At 48.0% G+C, this 7,340-nt stretch carries 9 protein-coding genes and 1 pseudogene; 2 read left to right on the top strand and 8 right to left on the bottom strand.

What is annotated here, in order from left to right:
* Positions 1–66: 66 nt before the first annotated feature.
* The 7 genes and pseudogenes from RZA33_RS19075 to RZA33_RS19045 all read right to left on the bottom strand — a co-directional run bounded on the left by RZA33_RS19075 (position 67) and on the right by RZA33_RS19045 (position 6,201).
* Complete coding sequence (locus RZA33_RS19075; RefSeq protein ID WP_317509301.1) at positions 67–333, bottom strand: ATP-binding protein; 267 nt, start codon at positions 331–333, stop codon at positions 67–69.
* 2 nt (positions 334–335) lie between these two features.
* Complete coding sequence (locus RZA33_RS19070; protein WP_317509300.1) at positions 336–800, bottom strand: hypothetical protein; 465 nt, start codon at positions 798–800, stop codon at positions 336–338.
* Positions 793–1,778: pseudogene (locus tag RZA33_RS19065) on the bottom strand (ABC-three component system protein). Before RZA33_RS19065 ends, RZA33_RS19070 begins: the two are co-directional and overlap by 8 nt.
* A 369-nt stretch (positions 1,779–2,147) precedes the next feature.
* Positions 2,148–2,444, bottom strand: a complete 297-nt coding sequence (locus tag RZA33_RS19060; RefSeq protein ID WP_317509298.1) for a DUF427 domain-containing protein — start codon at positions 2,442–2,444, stop codon at positions 2,148–2,150.
* 207 nt (positions 2,445–2,651) lie between these two features.
* Positions 2,652–3,701, bottom strand: a complete 1,050-nt coding sequence (locus tag RZA33_RS19055; RefSeq protein ID WP_317509297.1) for a DUF2235 domain-containing protein — start codon at positions 3,699–3,701, stop codon at positions 2,652–2,654.
* Positions 3,702–4,098: 397 nt separating this feature from the next.
* Positions 4,099–4,803 (bottom strand): haloacid dehalogenase type II, encoded by a 705-nt coding sequence (locus RZA33_RS19050; protein WP_317509296.1) that lies wholly within the window; start codon positions 4,801–4,803, stop codon positions 4,099–4,101.
* 48 nt (positions 4,804–4,851) lie between these two features.
* Positions 4,852–6,201, bottom strand: coding sequence for a carboxylesterase family protein (locus tag RZA33_RS19045; protein WP_317509295.1), 1,350 nt, complete (start codon positions 6,199–6,201; stop codon positions 4,852–4,854).
* Positions 6,202–6,281: 80 nt separating this feature from the next.
* Between RZA33_RS19045 and RZA33_RS19040 the strand changes: the two genes are divergently transcribed.
* Complete coding sequence (locus RZA33_RS19040) at positions 6,282–6,626, top strand: type II toxin-antitoxin system RelE/ParE family toxin (RefSeq protein ID WP_317509294.1); 345 nt, start codon at positions 6,282–6,284, stop codon at positions 6,624–6,626.
* A 10-nt stretch (positions 6,627–6,636) separates the two neighbouring features.
* A complete protein-coding gene (locus tag RZA33_RS19035) occupies positions 6,637–6,939 on the top strand; it encodes an XRE family transcriptional regulator (protein ID WP_317509293.1) in 303 nt (100 codons plus the stop codon).
* Positions 6,940–7,006: 67 nt separating this feature from the next.
* On the opposite strand, the gene RZA33_RS19030 is transcribed toward RZA33_RS19035, so the two are convergent.
* The gene (locus RZA33_RS19030; RefSeq protein ID WP_322976223.1) at positions 7,007–7,261 is read right to left on the bottom strand and encodes a GNAT family N-acetyltransferase; all 255 of its coding nucleotides are present in this window, start codon (positions 7,259–7,261) and stop codon (positions 7,007–7,009) included.
* Positions 7,262–7,340 lie beyond the last annotated feature (79 nt).

Here is a 7,340-nt window from a genome sequence, read left to right as displayed (position 1 = left end):
CAGGCTCTGTGAAGCGGTCAACAAAGTGTGCAGGGGCTACGGTCACGAATATTCGATTACTTTTGGTTAATCACTTAACATCCTTTCGAATGTGGTTAGATTACCATTCAAATCTGCCTCTAGATATACAATGCGCCCTTTGTTTTTAATTTCATCATAATCAAGTTCAGAGCCACGTCCTCCAAGACAGTAGTCAATGATATTCAATATACTAGATTTCCCTGAATCCATGTCTCCCCAAACGATGTTGAGCCCCCTATCAAACTTACATTGATATGTTGTCTCAACACCTTTTATTACAACTTTGTTAACTATTAAATAAGAATTTTTCATTACTAAGATTCCATACAAGCTTTAGAAATAAGCGATTCACTTTTTCTCGAAATATTTTTTAGTATTTCGACATTTCGAGAAAGGTAATTAGGCATGCTCTCACAAAGACTATCTGCAACCCCTGAAGCAGCTTCGCCAATAGCTATAAATCTTGACTCATCTTGTACAACCTTTAAGTAACCAGAACTGCACATATAAGAAATTAACAGCGATATCTCTTTTAAATCGTTTTCACTTATATTTTCAGAGGAGTCGTTATAACAGACATCCTCAAAACAACAAGCATCTTTATTAGTTAATTTACTTATGACACTATATAGTTTTTTGGGCGTAAGACATATCAGTATCAAGAATCTCAACTTCTCTATTGTAAGTAGTTTTTTACCATTTTTATTTTCTCCAACATTTCTTACTAAAAAAACCACAAGAGCAATTTGGAAATCTAACTCTTCCCTATAGTCAATCACAGCGGGCATCCTTATAGTCTGATATTTTCTGCATCGTTACTTCTTTGCTCCAGTTAACTTCTAAATTGTATTGATTTGCATGTTGATGCAGAAAACCTTTTTTATGCATAAAGTTAAGGTAATTAACTGCACACTCAAGGGCTTGCTTATCTGAATCGATAATTTTTCATGCACTAGACCAACAATTTCACTGCTTGATTTTGATGAGTTTGATCCAGCTACCGTTTTATAGGCACTGATAATCTTCACCTTCAAGTCTTTAATTATTTTCCTGTCTGGTTTTGAAGCTTGTTTTTCTATCCCTTCTGCTAAGAAGAAAGATTCTTTAGCATCTTCTACCAATAACTCTTCAACATTAGCTAACACCATTTTTATGACGAATATTTCTTTATCATAAGCACTAATTTCTTCCTCACTACCCTCTAGGGAAACGCTATTAGCCCTAACAGCAGAAAGGCATTCCACGAGAAACTTTTTCACAACTTTACATATAGTGTCGGACTGATGGGTTGGCTTACAAACAGATGTATGATCAGCTTCAACAACAGCAATAGGAAATTTTTTAACATCTGAAAAAGGCACGGCACTTGAGACCGCTACTACCTCATCACTTTTTGCCCTTACATAAAGAGTTTTAGCAATTTTATCCGAATTATTTATCCACTTATCATTTAAAACGGAGTTATCATTATCCAGCGGCTTCATTTCCTTAGCATTAATATTAAAAGGGGACATTAGTATTGACGGAATGGAACCTTTATGCGGAGTTGCCAAACTGCAATAACCAATAATATTATGGTCGAATGAAACAGCATTCTCTAAAATATCAATGATTGCACTTTTTACAACTAGCCCACCCATGCTATGACAAACGAAAATAAGATTTTTACTTTCAGAAAACTCATGTTGCAAATATGTTAAAAACTCCTGAGCTATTTCTGAAATTGGAGTATTCTTTTTAACGACTGGGATTTTCATTCTTAACTTTACCGGCAGGATTTTATTTATTATGCCAGTAACAACTTTTTTGGCAGTACTGTTCGATATACTTAAAACTCTTGTATAATAAGAGAAATAATAAAATTCAACACCTGGTAACTCTAATGAATTTTCAAAAAATGTAGAAAAGCGAGCACCATCTTCATTTACCCACGTCCCTTCTGTCCCAGTAAACCCATGGATAAAAATGACAGCCGTGTTATTTATGTTTACTTCACTCACTGAAAAAACCCTCAAAATAATACACTATAATTTATATCACATAGCTATTGTTAAAACACCTGTCTAAAATAAACTTAGCAGAGCATGTTATCAAATATCAAAAAAATAAATAAACTTCTAAAAACTTTAATCACTCAAAACCATTTCCTCGATACCCTCAATCGACTCCTCATAACTCCAAGCAATATCCCGATGTTCGTCCAACGCAAAATACACCGTGTGCCCTTTAAAGGGGCAACAAGTGGTCATTTCTGAGACGGTGGTTAAGTCCATCCGCGCATCTTCACGTGAAAAGTAATGGCGTGGCGGATAGCCATGTTCGTGGAGTTCAAGCGTACTGATGGAGTCGGCTAGCAGAATGCCATCAACCTGCACCTGCATGCGCTGCTTGCTTGGGTGAAGCGTTATGCGGGCGTTCTGCATCGTATTGTCCCTGCGGCGTTTTTCGCTCTAATGCTTCGAGACTAGCAGTTAATTTAGGTTAAGCCTACTTTGAATACTTAGTTTTTAGTCGATAGTGGACACTTCGTGACTTGGGTCGGTCATCGCTTCCACGCGGCCACTTATGGCACGTGGGTGAATGCGGCATAGCACCAGCTCGTAGCCTGCGAATCAAAAGTGCCCGCCCACCTACTCCTCCGGTGGGGAAAGGTGGGCATCGGTCAAGGTACGTGGCCGGTACTCACACGTTGTATCGGCCCAGCGCTTCCAAACACTCTCATCGACTGAAATATTCACCGCACACTGCCCTGGCATCACTTCCGAATATTGTCGGTAAAATCGGCCGTCAGTGGTGTTTCCAAGGCGTTTGTATCTGGCGTAGAACCCCCTCAGGAAATCAGAAAACGAATCTTTGGGTGCTGTCTTCCAGGCATCCTCAGCAACTTCATAGGGTACCAGTTTTAGGCCTGCTTTTTGCGCCTTGGCTAACATCCAGCTCAGCGATATATCGGCCAGTGTGTCATCAGCTCCATAGCCGCCGCCTACATTGGCGTGAGCGCCGATGAACCAGCACTGCTCTACGTTGCGGTTGCCCGTTTTCTGCTTGCCATCCTTGCTCGTCCAAAGCGATACGTTGTAGGTAGCTCTGTGTTCGTCCAGCGCGACCGCTTGATAGGCATGATCGACAATGCTGGAAAGCTCGGTGTCGTGCCAATCGTATTTGCTTTTGAACAGGTTGGTGCCAGGCACGCCCAGCGCGCCAACGGTATCCCACACACCAATGAAGTGAATCCTGGGCTGGCGGCTGAAGCTCTCCTTGAACCCTGTGCACACCTCAGAATCGGGGTGCAAATCGCGGTTTCGATAAATACTTTCGGCCTTATCGAGCAACCCTGGCGTGACGACATGCACTAGCCCGCATTTACGAATCATCCCCACCAGGCTTCTGGCGGTGTAAGCACCGCGGCTGAACCCAAATATCCAGATCTCATCGCCCTCTTGGTAACGCCTTGAAAGCCAGTCATAACCTGCCCGTAAATTTTTGCTCAGCCCGTAACCGAAGGCTCCCCCACTAAAGCGCTGAAACTTAGATGTACCCACACCGGGGTCGTAATAGAACCTTTGTCTTACACCACCATCGTAATCATGAATACACCGCGTAATACGATAAACATTTGTTTGATCTTCAGGGTCGTTCCACGTCCCATCAAATAGCAGAATCAATTTTTGTTTTGTCATTGTGTTCCCCATGATGCGCACACTTGAACAGGGCTTATTACCGCTAACTGAGCAACAACGAATGCGCTATGTATTCTTGTGTATAGCGTCACTCGCGATTCCAACCCTACCTCACCAATGTTAGTCGTGAATTGATCCCGGTGCCTGTTGGTATTACCTGGTCGATGAAGGACGCGCCACTCAATGAGCGGTTGGGCATGGTGCAGCCCTCGCTAAGGGTTGTGTTCAGCATTTCGGAAGCCGAAAAGCGCTTTGGAAGGCAAACGCAACGGTGCCCGTAAGCTAATCGCTCGCAACGAAATGGATGACCAGATGATCGCGGACATCGTAGAACTAAGCGTGGAACCAGTAGAAAACTTGCGGACCGAGACACAGCACTAAGCTCGCCTTCTCTCTTTTACCTTCTCTCTCTTATTAGCCGCTCGCTCAACGCGACGAGGTCTTCAGCCACAAAATCCCATGCTTCTTCTGCTTCTAAATCTTTACACTGCTGCGGGCCATATTCTGTGCGCCGGGGTATGAACGCCGTTTTCATTCCCAATGCACGGGCAGCACGTAGGTCAGAATTATGCGCCGCACACAGCATCACCTCTTCAGGCGGCAGGCGTAGCAGGCGGCAAGCCCCTAAATAAACCTCTGGGTCAGGCTTGTAGTGCTCGAATAACTCGGCGCAAAAAATCATATCCCACGGTAGCTTGGCGTGACGGGCCACATCGACCATCAGTGAGACATTACCGTTAGTCAGCGTTGCGATGATGGTGTGCTCTTTCAAGCGCTTTAGGCCGTGTAGGACATCCGGCCAGGGCTCTAATTGGTGCCAAAAGCGATTGACGCGATCAATGGTCGCTTCGTCTAGCGCAATCCTATGTTGATCGAGTAGTTTGACGAGGCTTTCTCGATGCAGATCATCTAGTACCGTCCAGGGGATTTCCCCTTTGCGTACCCTGTCCATGGAAGGCGCATAATGTTGGCGCCATTGATCAGCCAGCGCTTCACTGGGTAGATCAACCCCCAGCTCTTTCTCTAGCTCCCCGAACTGATGAATCAAACTGGAGCGCCAATCGACAATAGTGCCAAACACGTCAAACACGATGGCTTTCATTAATGTCTCCTTGCCGTAGCGTTTAGCTCAATAAACAGTTGGGGTGCGTTAGCTGGCCTGCCACCACTCTACTATTTGCGGCTCAAGCTGGCCTGCGGGCGGCAACCGCCCGTTTCGCGCGAAGTCTGCCCATATTGCGCGCAGGCGCTGGCCGTGCTCAAGCAGGGTGGCTTCGTCCACGTCTTTTACCAGGTCGGCATGCTGCCAGCTGGCGGGCTCGGCCAGCAGCAGCGGAAGTTCGATCGTGTGCGCGGCGCCAAACGGATAGCGGCCCTTGCCCCAATCTATTCTGTAAATATAGGCATTGCCTCCCGCCTTCGCGTGTCGGCGGGCAAATTTGAGTGCGTCACGTTTGTATACCTTGCGTGTTGTGGCGGCCACCATCGCCTTGGTGATCCCTTCACCCACTAATGGAAGCTGGCGTAGCCGCATCAGGCCCGGCGATATCACCAGAAACAGCGCGGTCTCTTCCGCCGTGTAGCCAATGAAGATGTCAAATTTAGGTGCAACGCGGCGCCAGGCAGCGTCTACCTCGGATTCGGCGGGCAGCGGATAGTGGCCGTACTGGGTGCCAAACGGCATGGCTGATTTCAGCCCAAAGCCCTGGGCAGCTTCGGCCACTTGGGTCTGTGTGCGCAAAATCTCATCCAGCGGTGCATCATCTTTTACGGTGGCGGCTTTTTGGCTCATTTTGGCGTTCATTTTCGACCGGCCACGGCTAATGCCTAGCGGCGCGCTCTGGATGATGGCGCGCTGAAAAAGCCCCTCGGTGCCGTCGGCAATCATCAAATGAGCCGCCGCATCGCCCCCGGCCGAATGGCCAAACAGAGTGATATTGTTAGGGTCGCCCCCCATGGCCGCGATGTTGGTATTGACCCAGCGCAGGGCAGAAATCAGATCGAGTAGCCCCAGGTTGGCGGGGCGGTTGGCGTAGCCGCCCAAAAAGCCCAGCAGGCCGAGCCGATAGTTCACAGCCACCACGATCACATCCTGTTCAAGCGCGAGCGGGCGCACGTCGAATACCGAAAGATCCCCAGCGCCAAACACGTAAGAGCCGCCGTGAATCCAAACCATGACGGGGCGCGGCGCCGTGGCGGGGCTATCCGGCATGGTGACGGACAGATGCAGCTCACCTTCGCGGGGGTGAAACTCCTGGGCGGTAACGCCGAGTACTTCATTCAGTTCAGGGATGGTATTTTGCGGCGAGGCCGGTGACCACTCAGTGGCGTAAATGGGCTTGGTGGATGGTGGTTCGTCCACAGGCGGGCAAAAGCGCTGAGCGCAGGCGAAGCGGATGCCCGTGGCACGAATAACGCCCCGGTCGCGCCAGCCGATCACCTCGCCTGCGGGTGTACTAAAACGTGGGGCGTCCTGGTTGTTTGGCTCGGTGGCGGGCATAGGGCTCCTTGGCGTTTAAAAAATCTTGCTAATAGGTCAAAGCCTATATAGCATAAAACCTATAAAACGATGAGGTACCCATGTGGTCTATAAAGCAGACAGATACCTTTGAAAAATGGTTTTTCTCGCTTGAGGAAGCTGACCGGGAGAACGTCCTGGCTTCTCTTCTTCTTTTACGAGAACGGGGTCCGATGCTCTCGCGACCGCATGCTGATACGGTAAATGGCTCTCAGTTTTCCAATATGAAAGAACTACGGGTACAGAGCTTTGGTCGCCCCATCAGGGCATTCTTTGCGTTTGATCCAACGCGTACCGGCATTGTTTTATGCGCTGGTGATAAAGGCGGAAATGACAAACGCTTTTACGATGAAATGATTCCAGTCGCCGACAGAGAGTATGCGGCTCACCTGGAAACTTTAAAATGAGGTGATCACCATGGCACGCAAACTGGAAGACTTACTGGCAAAAGAGAAGCCAGAGATTGTCGCTGCAGCAGAAGCGAAGGCGAGCAATATGCTGTTTGAAATCAGGCTAGCCGAAATTCGCCTATTGGCAGAAAAAACGCAAACCGACATTGCTGATGCGATGGGCGTTAGGCAGCCAACCGTAGCGGGACTTGAAAAGGTTGGTCAGGATATGCGCCTTAGCTCCCTTAAACGCTATGTTGAGGCCTTAGGCGGCCGCGTCCGCGTGGATATTGAGCTTCCCGACGGTAGCCATCATGGCTTTCCCGTTTGATCACACTCTTTACATCCCGCCCTAGCAAAATAAATGACGATTGGCTGGCTCGTATGGCAAAGCAGTTTTAGGCATTGGGGCCGCCGCTTAGGATAAACGAATAGAGATCGATATCGGCCCGAAACTCCCAGCCCAGGCGCTTCCAGAAGCGCTTGCCAGCATCGTTATCCACCAGCAGCATAAGGTGCGATTTCTGTATGCCCTCCTCTTTCAGCGCGTTCATGCAGCGGCTGACCAGTTCAGACCCGATGCCTTGCTGACGCTGGCTTGCCGCCACCGCTAGGTGCTGAACAAAACCACGATGGCCATCATGCCCCGCCATAATAAGTGACTCACTATAAATTTTCTTATATAAAGAGCACTTGTTCCCCCAGTCTAGGATCCCCTCATGACAAGGCTCT

The organism is Halovibrio sp. HP20-59, assembly GCF_033052795.2.
GTDB lineage: Bacteria > Pseudomonadota > Gammaproteobacteria > Pseudomonadales > Halomonadaceae > Vreelandella.
This window is presented reverse-complemented; position numbering and strand designations above follow the sequence as displayed.